The organism is Acinetobacter bereziniae LMG 1003 = CIP 70.12 (assembly GCF_000368925.1).
In the GTDB taxonomy this organism is placed as follows: domain Bacteria; phylum Pseudomonadota; class Gammaproteobacteria; order Pseudomonadales; family Moraxellaceae; genus Acinetobacter; species Acinetobacter bereziniae.
This window is the reverse complement of sequence record NZ_KB849756.1, coordinates 1,889,744-1,904,511: the sequence shown is the minus strand read 5'-3', so window position 1 is coordinate 1,904,511 and position 14,768 is coordinate 1,889,744. Positions and strand designations below refer to the sequence as shown.

General features: G+C 39.7%; 9 protein-coding genes. 4 read left to right on the top strand and 5 right to left on the bottom strand.

The genetic code is table 11. From position 1 onward, the window contains the following. Positions 1-15 precede the first annotated feature (15 nt). The 4 genes from F938_RS18810 to F938_RS18795 form a co-directional block, all read right to left on the bottom strand. Entirely contained in the window at positions 16-1,635 is a 1,620-nt protein-coding gene (locus tag F938_RS18810; protein WP_005034285.1) for an ABC1 kinase family protein, read from the bottom strand. 3 nt (positions 1,636-1,638) lie between these two features. Next, complete coding sequence (locus tag F938_RS18805; RefSeq protein ID WP_005034282.1) at positions 1,639-2,310, bottom strand: ubiquinone biosynthesis accessory factor UbiJ; 672 nt, start codon at positions 2,308-2,310, stop codon at positions 1,639-1,641. Positions 2,311-2,341: 31 nt separating this feature from the next. Next, a complete protein-coding gene (gene ubiE / locus F938_RS18800) occupies positions 2,342-3,286 on the bottom strand; it encodes a bifunctional demethylmenaquinone methyltransferase/2-methoxy-6-polyprenyl-1,4-benzoquinol methylase UbiE (protein WP_005034279.1) in 945 nt (314 codons plus the stop codon). Positions 3,287-3,438: 152 nt separating this feature from the next. After that, the gene (locus F938_RS18795; protein WP_004825341.1) at positions 3,439-4,146 is read right to left on the bottom strand and encodes a DUF8198 family protein; all 708 of its coding nucleotides are present in this window, start codon (positions 4,144-4,146) and stop codon (positions 3,439-3,441) included. Between the two features lie 201 nt (positions 4,147-4,347). On the opposite strand from F938_RS18795, the gene pap reads away from it, so the two are divergent. Both pap and F938_RS18785 read left to right on the top strand, forming a co-directional pair. Next, positions 4,348-5,766, top strand: coding sequence for a polyphosphate:AMP phosphotransferase (gene pap / locus F938_RS18790; RefSeq protein ID WP_005034278.1), 1,419 nt, complete (start codon positions 4,348-4,350; stop codon positions 5,764-5,766). Positions 5,767-5,788: 22 nt separating this feature from the next. After that, the gene (locus F938_RS18785; RefSeq protein ID WP_005034277.1) at positions 5,789-6,043 is read left to right on the top strand and encodes a hypothetical protein; all 255 of its coding nucleotides are present in this window, start codon (positions 5,789-5,791) and stop codon (positions 6,041-6,043) included. Between the two features lie 442 nt (positions 6,044-6,485). On the opposite strand, the gene F938_RS18780 is transcribed toward F938_RS18785, so the two are convergent. Continuing rightward, on the bottom strand, positions 6,486-6,998 hold the full coding sequence (locus F938_RS18780; RefSeq protein ID WP_004825336.1) for a hypothetical protein: 513 nt from the start codon (positions 6,996-6,998) through the stop codon (positions 6,486-6,488). A gap of 184 nt (positions 6,999-7,182) precedes the next feature. On the opposite strand from F938_RS18780, the gene F938_RS18775 reads away from it, so the two are divergent. Both F938_RS18775 and F938_RS18770 read left to right on the top strand, forming a co-directional pair. Beyond that, a complete protein-coding gene (locus F938_RS18775; protein WP_005034276.1) occupies positions 7,183-10,908 on the top strand; it encodes an exodeoxyribonuclease V subunit gamma in 3,726 nt (1,241 codons plus the stop codon). After that, entirely contained in the window at positions 10,908-14,702 is a 3,795-nt protein-coding gene (locus F938_RS18770; protein ID WP_010591333.1) for a UvrD-helicase domain-containing protein, read from the top strand. Before F938_RS18775 ends, F938_RS18770 begins: the two co-directional genes overlap by 1 nt. Positions 14,703-14,768 lie beyond the last annotated feature (66 nt).

Here is a 14,768-nt window from a genome sequence, read left to right as displayed (position 1 = left end):
ATAGGCTTACTCATATTATTTGGCAATCCGCCAAATGGCTAAGATACTGGTCAAAATAATTAAAATAATCGAAATATACCAAGGCGCAATGATGGCTATTGATAGCAAAATCGCCATGAGACTGCCAAAAATCCAACTTCGTTTTTGTTGATGCTCGACTTCTAAGCGCATCATTTGCAATTCATGTAGTTGTTTGGCGTGCCAAGCAGATTGATTTTTTAAACCATTTAAACTATCAACCATTAATGTTGGAAAATCCTGAGCACCTAAAAGTAAATCAGGAATTTTTTGTCCCAACTCCTTTAAGTTTTTCTGCGGATTCATTTGTGCTTTGACCCATTCAGTCAGAATAGGCTTTGCCAACTTCCAAATATCTAGCTCAGGGTATAAGTCCGTTCCTAAGCCTTCTACATGTACCAATGTCTTTAGCAATAACATTAATTGTGGTGGGATTTCTAAATGGAAACGGCGAGCAATATCCATGACTTGAATTAAAATCCCAGCAAAGTCTAATTCATGCATCGGTTTAGACACCATCGGTCCAACAGTACGACGCATTTCACGAGCCAGCGCATCTTGGTCCGTGCCTGGTGGAATCCAACCCGCTTGATGCACAATTTGAATTAATTGCATAAAGTCGCTGTTCATGACCGCCAATAGCATGCGGGCAACAGTCATTTGGTCTTGCTTGGACAACTCGCCCATAATTGCACAATCCAGCGCGATATAGCGAGGATGACTTGGGTTTAAAGTCTCAACAAAGACATTTCCAGGGTGCATATCTGCATGGAAAAAATTATCTCGGAACACCTGAGTAAAGAAGATGGTTAAACCTTTTTCGGCAAGATCCTTACGATCCATACCCAAGCGTTCAAATGTTTCTATATCTGAAATCGGAACACCAGTGATGCGTTCAGCCACCATAACATCTTTGCTGTCCATATAGACTTCAGGCACGTACATCATGCTTGAGCCTGTGAAGTAATGGCGCATACGGCGAGTGTTGTCTGCTTCGAGTGTCAGATCGAGCTCGTTTAAGATGACTTGACGATAATTTTGAATAATTTCAGATAAATGTACTGCCCGTGCCGCTTCAAGGCGTTTTTCCAAGCTTGCACCGAGCCATTGTAAAATCTCAAAGTCTTGTAAAATCTGACTGCGAATATCTGGACGAGTCACTTTCACCACGACTTCACGACCATCATGTAAAGCAGCCGTATGGACTTGTGCAATTGAAGCCGCAGCTAAAGGCTGTTCATCAAAACGTGCAAAAATGCTTGAAATATTGGCTTTCAGCGATTGCTCAATTCGTGTCTTAGCCACATCCGAGCCAAAAGGTTTTACCCGATCTTGTAGTAAAACCAATTGCTGCAATATTTCAGGTGGAATTAAATCCCGTCGAGTTGACAACAACTGCCCCAATTTAATTGCAAGTGGTCCCATTTCCTCTAAAGCTTCTTTGAGTTTAAGCGGATTTTTACGTTCTTTACTTGACCATGCAGCAGGGTGTAAGCGAATTAAAGACAATGCATGACGGGCTTTTTCAGGTAACTCTTCCGCAGGAACCAGTGTGTCGAGTCTATAGTGCGCTGCGATACGCCAAAGTTCGAATAAACGGGCAATGTGCGGAATCATAAATTAAATTACCTGATCTTGGTGGGAATTAAGTAAAGCTTGGAGTTGTTGGATTTTTGCTTCAATGCGATCAATATTTTGATTAAGCAGACGCGTATCGTGTTGCAGATCATCCATTTGCCAACGTGGAGCAAAAATGCCACTGTCTTCTTTTAAAAAATCTTCAGCAAAAAATAAATGGCTTTGTAAAGAGCGCTTTAGATGTTGAGGCGCAAATTGAATCTTTGCAATTTCATGGGCAAGTGCAGGACCAATCCATGGGCTTAATTGTGATGCTAAATCAGGTTCAGCCTGTTGGATAATCTTTTGAATATCCTGCAAAAGATGATAATCGCCCTGTAGAGGAATATTGCCAATCTCATCGGCAATAAATAACTTGACCAGTTCAACCACATTTTTAACATGTAATGTCGCCGTCGCTTCTGAAATAGTACGGCTTTGATCAAAAGGACGCTGTTCAAAAACAGAAGGCGTTTCACTTTTGCCCGTTACGGTCGGTTCAAGACGAACTTTATGTTCATCAAAAAAAACATCGACAGAAAGCTGAGGCGCATCCATCACGACACGTAACAGTTTGCCTTGTAACTGATTGAATTGAATGCGAGTAATCGCATCCAAATTAATCCCATGATTGATGAACCGTTCAACTGCACCGAGTGCCAGAATTGACCACATAACCCAACCTTGCTTGTGCTATCTTGGAAAATTACAGTTTGAAACCACGGTGTACCGCAACGATACCACCCGTTAAATTGTGATAATCACAGTTTTGGAAGCCTGCATTTTCCATCATACCTTTTAATGTACGTTGATCTGGATGCATACGGATAGATTCTGCTAAATATTTATAGCTTTCAGAATCATTCGCCACAATTTTACCCATGATCGGCAATGCGGTAAATGAATAGAGGTCGTATAGTTTTGAAAATGGTTCAAACACAGGTTTAGAAAACTCAAGGATCAGTAAGCGACCACCTGGTTTTAAAACACGATACATAGCTTGTAATGCAGCATCTTTATCGGTGACATTACGTAAGCCAAAGCTGATGGTAAGCAAGTCAAAACTGTTGTCAGCAAAAGGTTCCAATGTTTCAGCATTTGCCAAAACAAAGTCAACATTGGTACAGCCAGCATCGATCAAACGATCACGACCAACATTCAACATTGACTCATTAATATCTGATAAGACTACATGACCAGTAGGACCGACCTCACGACTGAAAACTTTGGCTAAGTCACCCGTTCCACCTGCAATATCAAGTACATGTTGCCCACGGCGCACGCCAGACATGTTAATCGCAAAGCGTTTCCATAAACGATGAATACCAAATGACATCAGGTCGTTCATGATGTCATATTTGCTTGCCACAGAATGAAATACTTCGGCAACTTTTTGTGCCTTTTCTTCACTGTTTACAGTGGAATAACCGAAGTGGGTTGTTGCACCGACATTGCCCGTATTTGCACCACGTGGCAGATTATATTTAGGCACTTGACCTGACACAGGTGTATCCGTCATCTGCTGTTGTAATGATTGCTGTTGCCCCTGAGGCGCACCTTGCGGTAATGGTTCACTTAGAAATGGACTCACTTTGTCTGTATTTGTTGCCGTTTCAGCTGATGCTGTTGGCTTTTGGTTTTCATTCGACATTTGAGTCACTCCTGAACACAAAAATAGGAAATTTTATATTGCACTGCATAATGACAGATTCTGCAAAATTTTGCAGTCCTCATGATGCAATTGTTATGAATAATATACAAAAACCGATCTAATAGATCGGTTTGATAATGGCGCAAATCCGATTAGATTTGGAAAGGATTGGGATCGCCACGATGGACTTTTTCAACAATCTCTCGTTCTTTGAGCGTAAATTCATGGATAAATTGAGCAGCAGATTTCATGGGCTTCATGGCAACAAAGCCTTCACCAATAAAGTCATACATCAATTCAAATTTATATTTTGTTGCCGCACCTTTACACATTTTAAAAGCGGTATGCATAATAAATGAACGCATATACTTATCGAGTGCACTCCCTAAATCATCCAGTAAGCTCAACTGTTGTTGGCGAGCCTCAGCTTGATCGAGTTTTAACAAAGTCAGTCGCATCATTTCATCATCAATGATTTGATGTGCAGGATAGTCTTTGAGTAATTGAGCTGCGACTTGCTCATCCAGCTGCATGGCAAGTACAGCCAAACCAACAGATTTTAGTCCGGTTTTGATGGCATTTTCCGGAATGATTTTTTCAGCCTTATGAGCATATTTCAGCAAACGTTCAATCTGTATCGCCAAATCATCAAATTCAGGTCCACCGTATAAACGATTGATGAAATACTTCGCCATCAATTGATTCTCTTTTTGATTAAACAAATCATGATGAGTGTTTTGGATACGGGCTTTTAACCAATCCTGTGCTTCATGCAGACGTTGTTTTAAAACCGGGTCAGTGTGATAGCTGAATTGTTGGTATTGTTCTAAAAGCTGATCAAGCGCAGCAAGTTTTGACATACAAAAACTCTAAATTTCGTTTATTTACAGGATAAAGCTAGTTTAGGGATAGCACTATGACAAAAGTGAAAAAACAATAGAGAAATATGGTCAGTGGATTTTTAAATCGGCAAAAATGCAATGTTTTGTACAGAAAATATATAACTCTGTTTTTTGCGAATGGGTATACTCGATAAAACCTTCAGATAAGTAGAGAAGCAGATGATTGAAGAACAATTACCGTTTGCGTTGCGTGATGAAGAAGAATTATCCGTTGATTTGATTGAGGCGCAATATGCGTTAAAGAATTCCAAAGACAAAAACAATGCCAAAAGTTTAGTCATTTTAGTCAGTGGAATTGAGCTGGCAGGTAAAGGGGAAGCCGTTAAACAGTTACGTGAATGGGTTGATCCACGTTATTTACGTGTCAAAGCAGATCCACCGAGCTTATTTAGCAACAAACAAAGTTTTTGGCAGCCTTATGCACGGCATATTCCATCTGAAGGTCAAATTCAGATTTTTTTTGGGAATTGGTACAGTGATTTGTTGTCAACCGCCATGCATGTTTCTAAGCCCTTAGATGAAACCATGTTCGATGCTTATATCGAAAACATGCGTGCTTTTGAACAAGACCTTAAAAATAACCATGTCGATGTAATTAAAGTGTGGTTTGACTTACCATGGAAAAGTTTGCAAAAACGTTTAGATTCAATGGATTCATCTGAACAACGTTGGCATAAGCTCATGGGGCTGGATTGGCGCAATAAGAAACAATACGACACCGTACAAAAGTTGCGACAACGTTTTACTGATGATTGGTATGTGATTGACTGTGATGATTGTATTTCAAGAGATCAGCAATTTGCCCAGTATATTTTACAAGCATTGAAAAAGTTACCCAAGCATAAAACCACGGTCAGAACTAAATGGAAACAAACGGCTGTTCCAGAAGCATTATTACAACCAGCGACGGATGAATTAGATAAAGATCAGTATAAGGATGAATTAAAAAAACTCACTAAAAAAGTTTCAGAAGCGTTGCGAAACGATTCTCGAAATGTTGTGGTGACATTTGAAGGTATGGATGCGGCAGGCAAAGGTGGAGCAATCAAACGTATTGTCAAAAATCTTGATCCTCGCGAATACGAAATTTATACCATCGCAGCACCTGAACAGTATGAGTTGCGTCGACCTTATTTATGGCGTTTTTGGACCAAGATTCAACCAGAGGAAAAAATCAGTATTTTTGATCGAACTTGGTATGGACGGGTCTTGGTTGAACGTATAGAAGGCTTTGCCAAACCTGCTGAGTGGCAACGTGCTTATGATGAAATCAATCGTTTTGAAAAGGACTTGGTAGACAACCAAACGGTATTGGTTAAATTCTGGCTAGCGATCAGTAAAGAAGAGCAAGAAGCCCGTTTTAAAGCCCGTGAACAAACACCGCATAAACGCTTTAAGATTACACCTGAAGATTGGCGTAATCGTGGACATTGGGATGAGTATTTAAATGCAGCGGCGGATATGTTTGAACGAACCAATACTGAATACGCGCCTTGGCATATAGTGGCAACCAACGACAAATATTCAGCGCGTATTCAAGTGTTGAAAGCCATTCTCAAACAGCTAAAAGCAGATTGAAAATTCTTAGGCGTTGGTAGGTATGAGAACATTACAAAAGATTTTGCTTGATCATAAACAGCATTTAACTCTGCCGAGTGAAAAATTAATTCAGCAGTTGCTTCGAAAACTAGATAATGATTCATACTTACCTGATCGTAAAAATGCACAGAAATTGCACCTGCTTTCTACGAATGAGGTCGATAATTTTTTGCTCAATTGTTTTGCTAAATATCAACTGTGCAATGAGCTCTATGATTTAAGCAATCATGATATCGGCAGTTTAAGAGCGGTCTAGGTTGTATTAAGTTTCTCGAAAAATCCTGAGGTCATTCAATAATTTGATGATCTAAAGCTTGCACTGCCACGCTTTAGTGCTAAAGTTTAAATTGTTTTGCGTAGGCGATGCCTCACTTTTCAGAGATGAAAAGTGACAAAAATCTTTCGTTGAGCGAGGGGTACATCCTATATACCCCCGCTCAACATGGCGACATCCATGTCGCTTCACGATAGCAAGACCATCTATAGATTCAAAAGGGCGAAATAAATGAATCATCTAAATCACTTGTATGAATAATCAGGCGGTTTACCTATATAATTCAACGTAAAAAAGTTGAGGCGTGGATCAAAAATCGGTTTGTGCTTGAATGACAAATTTTCTTTTTCTATGTTCATTTTTTTATGTTGATTTTGTCTCATAAAGCGGACTAAGTCGCGCTTTATGAGTGTATAAATAGAGATTATGAATATTTAACAACGCTGGCTTGTTGTTTTTGCTGAATGCCTTTGGCAAGCTTATAACATTCATCTACATGCGTTTCAGCCACTTTTTTCATGACAATATAGCCTAAACTTGCAGCAATAATTGAACCACCAAGCGGAATGAATTTGGTCACTTGTTTGGTGATGATTTTTGCAGCCATATTGTTAAAGGATGCTTTAACAGCAGTACGTGCCACCACTAAACCTGAAAATTCGAAACCACGTTTGCGCAGTTCATTCCAGTGGATTTTCTTGGTGGCAGGATCATAAACACTGATTTGATCTGGTGCCAAACCAAAGCGAGCATTGATTTCAGGAATCAGGAAAGACAACATACCGACATCAATGACCACATCAAAAAATGGCACTGGTACAACAGCTGCACCTGCGGAGACATAGGAACGCTTTTTGACAAGTTCTAAGCATTCTTCACGAATCTGTTCTAGATTCAAGGTGGGATCAATCGAGTCTGGAATTTTATCAATTTTCATAAATCAAATACCTATGTTTCAAGCTTTTTGTCATATTTCTGGAAACTCATGTTTGAGCTTGAAATTGTGAAGTTATTTCCAAATAATGTTTTAAAAATGCCATAGTATATTGTTGTTGTATAGTGGCGAATGTTTATGTTTTGTGCATGAACATAGACAATAGAATATTGAAAGTCGAGGAATTATGGCAATACATGTGATTCAAAGCCAACGCATTGATGTCTTGGTGCAAGGGCTTTTGCAAAATACCATTCGGCCATCCAAAAATCCTTTTGCAGTTTTGCAAACGCAACATTTTATTGTACCCAGTCCTGCGGTGCAGGAGTGGTTAAGTCAACGTATCGCAGAACAACAGGGCATTAGCGCCAATAGCCAATTTCATCAGCGTATCCGTGGATTTCAATGGTTTGCTTATCAACAAGTACTTGATGATAAAGACAAAGTACGTAAAGCCAATATTCCACGTCTGATTATGAAGTGGCGGATTTATCAGACTTTAAAAAGCTTTATTGAACATGAGGAAAATAGTCTGGCTGAAGACCATCCGTTGCATTCTATTATTCAACGGATCTATGACGCCGCTTCACAGTTACAACAAGGTTTAGATAAACAACTGAAAAAGCAAAGTATGTTGTATTGGGTGTCTGAGCAGGTTTCAAAACTGTTTAGTCACTATATGTTGTACCGTGCTGATTGTGTACGTGGCTGTCCGCAGAATCAAGCTTGTCAGTGCCCAAGTAATTGGTTGGCGCAATGGGGGCGTGGAGAAGCACTGAATTTAGAACAGCAATTTTTTAAGACCAATCAGCAGATTTCAGCATTTACGCTGAATCAGGCACAAGAACTGGAAAACTGGCAACGTTGGTTATGGCAACATACATTTCATGATGATTTTATTGAAATGCAGAGTATTGATGCTGATTTTTGGCATGTGATGGAGGATGTTCAACAACGACCACAGGCTCTAAAAAAATTACCAAGTCAACTGATTGTCTTTACCTTGTTGGATTTGCCACCCAGTCAATTACAGTTTTTGAGACGACTTGGACAATATCTGGATGTGGTGATTTTACATTACAATCCATCACAAGAGTACTGGGCAGACAGTGTCGATCCCAATTGGAAAAAACAATACGATTTAAGGGTTAAAGAACGCTTTATTGGCAAAAATCCCAATGCAACAGATGCGGATATTCAAAAATTTTTCGATGAATTTACCTTAAATTTTAATGCTGAAATTCGAGAATCTCGTCATCCTTTATTGACACGTTTTGGCAAACAAGCGCGTGATCATTTTTCGATTCTTTCCAATCTATCTTCTGGAGAAGAAGGACAGTGGGTAGATGCTTTTGTCGATGAACAACCGATTAATTTATTGACTAAACTCCAGTCCGATATTCTTTATTTAGTTGAGCCAGAGGCACATGCTTATCCAATCGCAAAAGAGGATGATTCGATTCAGATTCATGTATGTCATTCTGCATTAAGACAACTTGAAGTACTGAGAGATCAATTGATTGCTTGGTTAGCCAAAAGTTCGTTAGATCAGCCTCGTCGTCCAAATGATATTTTAGTTTTAGTGCCAGACTTAAAACAGATTGAGCCACTGATTCGCAGTGTATTCCCACATACACCGAATCAGGACAGTGTTTATTTGCCTGTGAAAATTGCAGGAGTGACGGCATTGGATGCTCATAATGCTTGGCGCGCTGTGTTAGGACGTATTCAATTGATTGAAAGTCGTTTTAGCATTGAGGATTTTGCAGATTGGTTAAGTTTAACTGCGACTCAATTACGTTATGATTTAGATATTGCCAATACAGAACGCATGATTGAATTGCTGATCAATGCTGGATTTAAACGTGGTTTAGATGCGCAACACTTAAAGCGTTCGTTGAGTCATGATGACGATGATTTTCGTTTTAGTTTTAAATTTGCATTGGATCGTTTGGTATTGGGCATTGCAATTCCAGAACACCGATTATTTGAAAATGTATTGAGTTATGCACAAGTCTTTACAGCTGATTTTGAGCTGATCACGACCTTGGTACAGATTTACCAAGATTTTGATCATCGTAGAGATTGGATGATTGCACATGAGCTCGGCAAACAAACCACATTAAAATGTAATGTGGAAGCGTGGTTAAAATTGCTGATGCAGGATATTGTTGAATTTGAACAAGCAGGTGTCGAATCTTTAAAAACGGTACGTGAGATCGTAAAAAAACAAGAACGTATGCTGACTTTGGCGAGTTTCTATGACGAGCAAGAACAGTCTATTCTCCAAGATATTGATTTGCCTTTGGTATATTTACTCAATGAAATTCAAAACTTATTAGAGGGGCAAATTGATCAGGCTTTACCGACAGGGCAGATTACGTTTAGTCAGATCGGACAAATTCGCCCGCTGCCTTATAAGCTGATCGTACTGTTAAATTTGGATGGTGGTAAATTCCCAGATCGTGATGTTCATGTCCCTTTCGACTTAATGCAAATCCTTAAACCACAGTTGGGTGATCGTTCACGTTTGGATGATGATCAAGGTGCATTTTTAGATGCTTTACTGTTGGCACAAGAAAATCTATGGTTATTTTACAATGGCTTTGATGTCAGTGATGGTGAGGTTCGAGACCCATCAAGTGTATTACAAGAGTTGATCAATCATATTGCCTTTATTAGTCAAGCCGATCATTTGCAATCAACATCCACATCAAATACAAGCCCTGAGAACTTGACTGCTGTAGCACAAACCGTGTCCTTAGATGGAATTGAAGTACCAGAACAGATTCAAACTTTATATCATGTCCACACTTTACAGCCCTTTGAGCCTTCTGGTTTTGAATCCCAACAGTCCATCCGTTATCAGGACCAATGGTTCCAAGTCGCACAACAGATTCGTCAAACAGAGGCATTGGCTCAACGTGATGCTTGGGTGAATACCGCTTATCCATCAGCTCAAGACGATATTATAGTATTGGATGCAGGGCAGTGGATTCAAGATATGACCTTCCCTGCACGATTATATTTAAAAACCTTGGGGGTTGAAAATCTAAGCGCAGATGATATGCCAGCATTGAATGAACCTTTGATTTTGGATGGCTTGGCACGTTATCAAATCCGAGATTTTTTACAAAAGGCGACGCTTCATTCTGTAGATGATGCTGCGGTAAATGATATGCGATTATTACAGAATCAACTTCCGATAGGCAAGGTTCAGCTCAGTGCATGGCAAATCGGCTTGGCTGAACAAGATAGTTTAAAAGCACGCTTAAAGCGTTATGCGCCTGAAGTGACATTGACCACACAGCGTCAGTGGCGGATTGAATCTGGTTTGGTTATGAACATTACCTTGCCTCAACAGCAGCGCACAGATTGGGTCAGTTTAGATGCCTCAAGTGGTCGTGCTAAACGTCGTACTAAAGTTTGGTTAGAGTATTTGTTGTGGCTGAGTTATTTAAATCTGGATGCCGAACAGTCGAAAGGTTTACAACGGATTGCGGTATTTAGTGATGTGACGATCATCAATACAGGATTAAGTTCAGCACAAGCAAAACAATATTTATTGGCATGGTTTAAAGCCTTTGCTTATGGACAGTCTGAGCCTTTGGTATTGCCCGCTGCATTATTGTTGAAGCTCAGTGAAAATAATAAAACATTGACCTGGATAGCTGAAGACTCTGGTCGTTCAGTGATTGAGGATTTCACAGTAATACTCAATGAGTGGAATAAAAGTGATGCATTTTTACCTTATGATTTGACGGAAATGGAGTGGAGTAAAAAGCATCGGGATTGGCAATTTATTTTGCAAGAACAAGATACGACTGCACTGCTCAAGCATGCTTGTGATCAATTTGCGTATGATCTGTATCAACCCATTTATCAGTATCAAACTGTTGCGGAGGAATCATGATGACTTCCGTAAATTTATCGCTTAGTAACACAGCCAGTAGCAAAAAAAAGCAGGTTTCGATTCAACCGATTGAAGATATGCACTTTGCTGGTTTACATTGGATCGAAGCTTCTGCAGGTACAGGGAAAACCTATACCTTGTCCAGTTTGATGGTGCGGATTTTTTTAGAAAAATACTTACCAAGCCAAGTGATTGCAACCACATTTACTCGAAAAGCTGCTGCAGAGTTGAAAAGTCGGATTCGTTCACGTTTACAAGATACGTTTCACTATTTTGAATCCTGTCGAGAGCTGACTGAATCACAGGTTTTAAACAAAGCCCAGCAGGAAACCGATCCTTTATTTTCTAAGTTGTTGAAAACATTTGCATCGCAAGTGGCTTATGCCTGTGAACGTCTAAAACTGGTGATTGATCAACTTGATGAATTGTTTGTGGGGACCTTAGATAGCTTTAGTCAAAAACTATTACGTGAATTTGCTTTTGAAAGTGGCAAGATTGAACGTGCAGAAATTACTGATGATGCAAAAAGCTATACTTATCAATTAATTCACGATGTTTTAAGGGCATGGATTCAAAAACAACCGCAAGATATTGTCGATAGTTTGATGTTTGCAGGAGAGTTACATGGTGTCGACTACTATGCATCGACAGTTGAGCAAAGTTTAAATTTCGCATCGGCAAAATTTGTTGAGCCACAATTTTCTACTGTGGATGCTCAATCATTTCAACAGGCAATAGAACAACTGTCGCAAATTCAATTGCAACAGTTACAAACACTTGAAGCTTATTATTTATTGGACGGTGATTATTATAAGTTTTGTAATGGGACAAAATTTAGGAGTGATCGTTTTCATCGTATTTTTACCAAGAGTCTGCCACAAATTATTCAAACCACCCAACAACAGGGCTATAAACATTATTTGAGTTCCGGGTTGACAGTGGAAAAGTCTGATTTTTCCACTTTGATCAAAGTGCTTCGTGAACAACAGATCTTTAAGAAAGCAGCCCCTGAACATGTACAGCTGGGATTTTATCAACATCCGATTGTTCAACAGCTGTTGAGTATCTATGCGCAAATCGAAGTATTTGAAAATCAGTTGCTCGGAACCAATACTTTTCTTAAATATTATTTGGCGCAAGAAGTGAAACAGCGCTTGCCACAAGTATTACAACAAAAGGGCGAAACCACCTTTGCCCAGCAAATTCGAACGCTTGCGGAAGCTTTACAAGGTGAACAAGGACAACGGTTTGCTACTTTTGTCCATGCACGTTATCCCTTAATTTTGGTTGATGAGTTTCAGGATACCAACCAAGATCAAGACGATATGTTAGCGCAAATTTGGCGTCATCCAAGTCGAGTTAAGAATGGCTGTATGATCATGGTGGGTGATCGTAAACAAGCGATTTATGGTTTCCGTGGTGGGGACATGCTGACTTTTTTAAAAGCACATCAGGATGTGTTTGGTAAAGATGGCAACGAATATAACTTGATCTATAACCATCGTTCAGTAAAACCCTTGGTTGAGGTGGTCGATGCCTTATTTCAAAGACAAATGGATTTTGGCGAGCAGGTGATCTATACCCCTGTGCAAGCAGGCAGTCGCCCACATCCAGATTTGATTGATCAGGGACAGATAAATCCTCAACCTTTAAGATGGCTCAAGTTAGCAGATAAACAGCTTGAAGCAGAACAAGTGGCATGGAAAATCCGTGATTTGCTCAATCAAGGTATTCAAGGCAGTTTATTGTTTAAGGAGAAATCCGCGCAGCGTCCGCTAGATGAAAATGACATTGCTATTTTATCGAAAAACCACGATGGGCTGGATAAGGCACAAGCTGCGTTAGAATTTCTGGGGATTCGCACCAATCGACCTTCAAAGAAAAGTGTTTTTGAAAGTCAGATTGCACATGATGTTGGGGCTGTACTGACTGCAATTTTGCACCCTTACCATGAAGCGAAAGTAAAACGTGCCGTATTAAGTCGTATGATTGGTTTGAGCTTAAAAGATTTGATTGCCTTAGAACAGCATGCAGATGGCTTAAGTGAATACATTGAGTTGTTTGATCAGGTCCGTGAAATATGGCTGAATCAAGGTTTCTTAACTGCTTGGCAATATCTACTCAATCAGTGTGCGGTCTGGAAAAAACTGGTGGAAAAGCGTAGTAGTGATAATGAGCGTGTGGTGGTGAATTTACGTCATTTAACTGAACTGCTCAGCCAACACAGTGAAACATATCAAGGTGCGCAAAATCTTTATCATTGGTATTTAAAACAGCTGACTGCACCAATGGAACGAGAGTGGGAAATGGAGCGTAAACTGTCCAATGAGGCAGGGGTCCAGTTGATGACCATTCACCAATCGAAGGGTTTAGAGTTTAAATTTGTTTTTTTACTGGGTGCAGACAAAGAATTTAAAGAAATCAATAAGACCTTGAACTTTTCGACAGCAGTCCAATTAAATAGCCAGACAGGGCAGACTGAACAACAGCGTGTGGTGGCTGTTAATGACAGTAATTTACTGGATAAAAAAGATATCGAACAACATAATGAGCGTGCTTTAGCAGAACATCATCGTTTGTGGTATGTGGCGTTGACCCGTGCCAGTTATCGTGTTTATGCCATGTTGAGTGATACCAAAGAAAAGTCGACAACAGGCTTGGCATTTTGGCGGGGTCAAGGTGCTGATGTTTTTCAGCATATCGGTAGCTGTATGGAAGACTTACTGACTGAGCGTCCTAAAGCACTGGAAAAACCTAAGTCTGAACATCCTTTACCATTAATTGCGCAAGCATTTCCAACACAGCGTTTTTATCCGCGGGGAAAAACCAGTTTTAGTGCTTTGGCCCAACATTTAACACGACAACAAATTCAAGATGCCTTGGCAGTTTCTGAACAAAAGCAAGACCGTGCAGAAGATGAAATTCAACAGCCGATGATTGAAATTATTCAGCAAACACAGCCTGAGCAACCGATTGCATGGATCAAAGCCAATTTTCCAATGGGTACCATTGCAGGAAATTTCTTGCATGAAATCTTCGAACATATTGATTTTCAGAATACACGATATTGGCATCTTGAAATTCGTCGACGTTTTAAAAATGACTACTCCAGTTTGTGGACAGAATTGCTTGAAAAATACCGACTGGCTTTTTTAAACCAAACTGTCGAGGAGAATGCTTTAGCACAATCCAATGCTGAAGAAACTTTGCTGACTTGGGTTGCTGAGTGGCTGGCTGAGGTCTTATCCACACCAATTCTCAAAAATTTCCAATTAAAACAGCTTGAACCTCATCAACATTTGGCTGAGTTCCCATTCTATTTATCGCTTTCAGATCGAGTTTTGGCAATTCAACGGATTTATCAGTTATTTGATGAGTACGGAATAAAAATGCCTGAGTTTAATGATGCTCGTTCAGCCCGTTATCTCAATGGCTCAATTGATTTGGTTTTCTTTGATGGGCAGCAATATCATATTGCCGATTATAAAAGTAATTTTCTGGGTGCGGATCAACACAACTATACCTCAGAAGCCGTGCAAGAGAGTATGTCACATGCCAGTTATTGGTTGCAGGCAGCGTTATATTTGGTGGCTTTACATCGCTATTTAAAAATCCAACTTGAAGACTACCAAATTGAACGGGATTTAGGTGGTGCAACTTATTTGTATTTACGTGGTATGAATGCTCAAGTCGATCAAGGCTATTATTTCTGGCGCCCCACCACAGAGTTTATTTTGAGATTAGATGCGATACTGGGCTATTTTGTTGAGGATAAATCTAGTGAAATTGTGTGAATAGTTGTTTGAAAAACTGTATAAACAATAGGTTATCATGTGGATAACTGTGTTGAAAACCTTGTA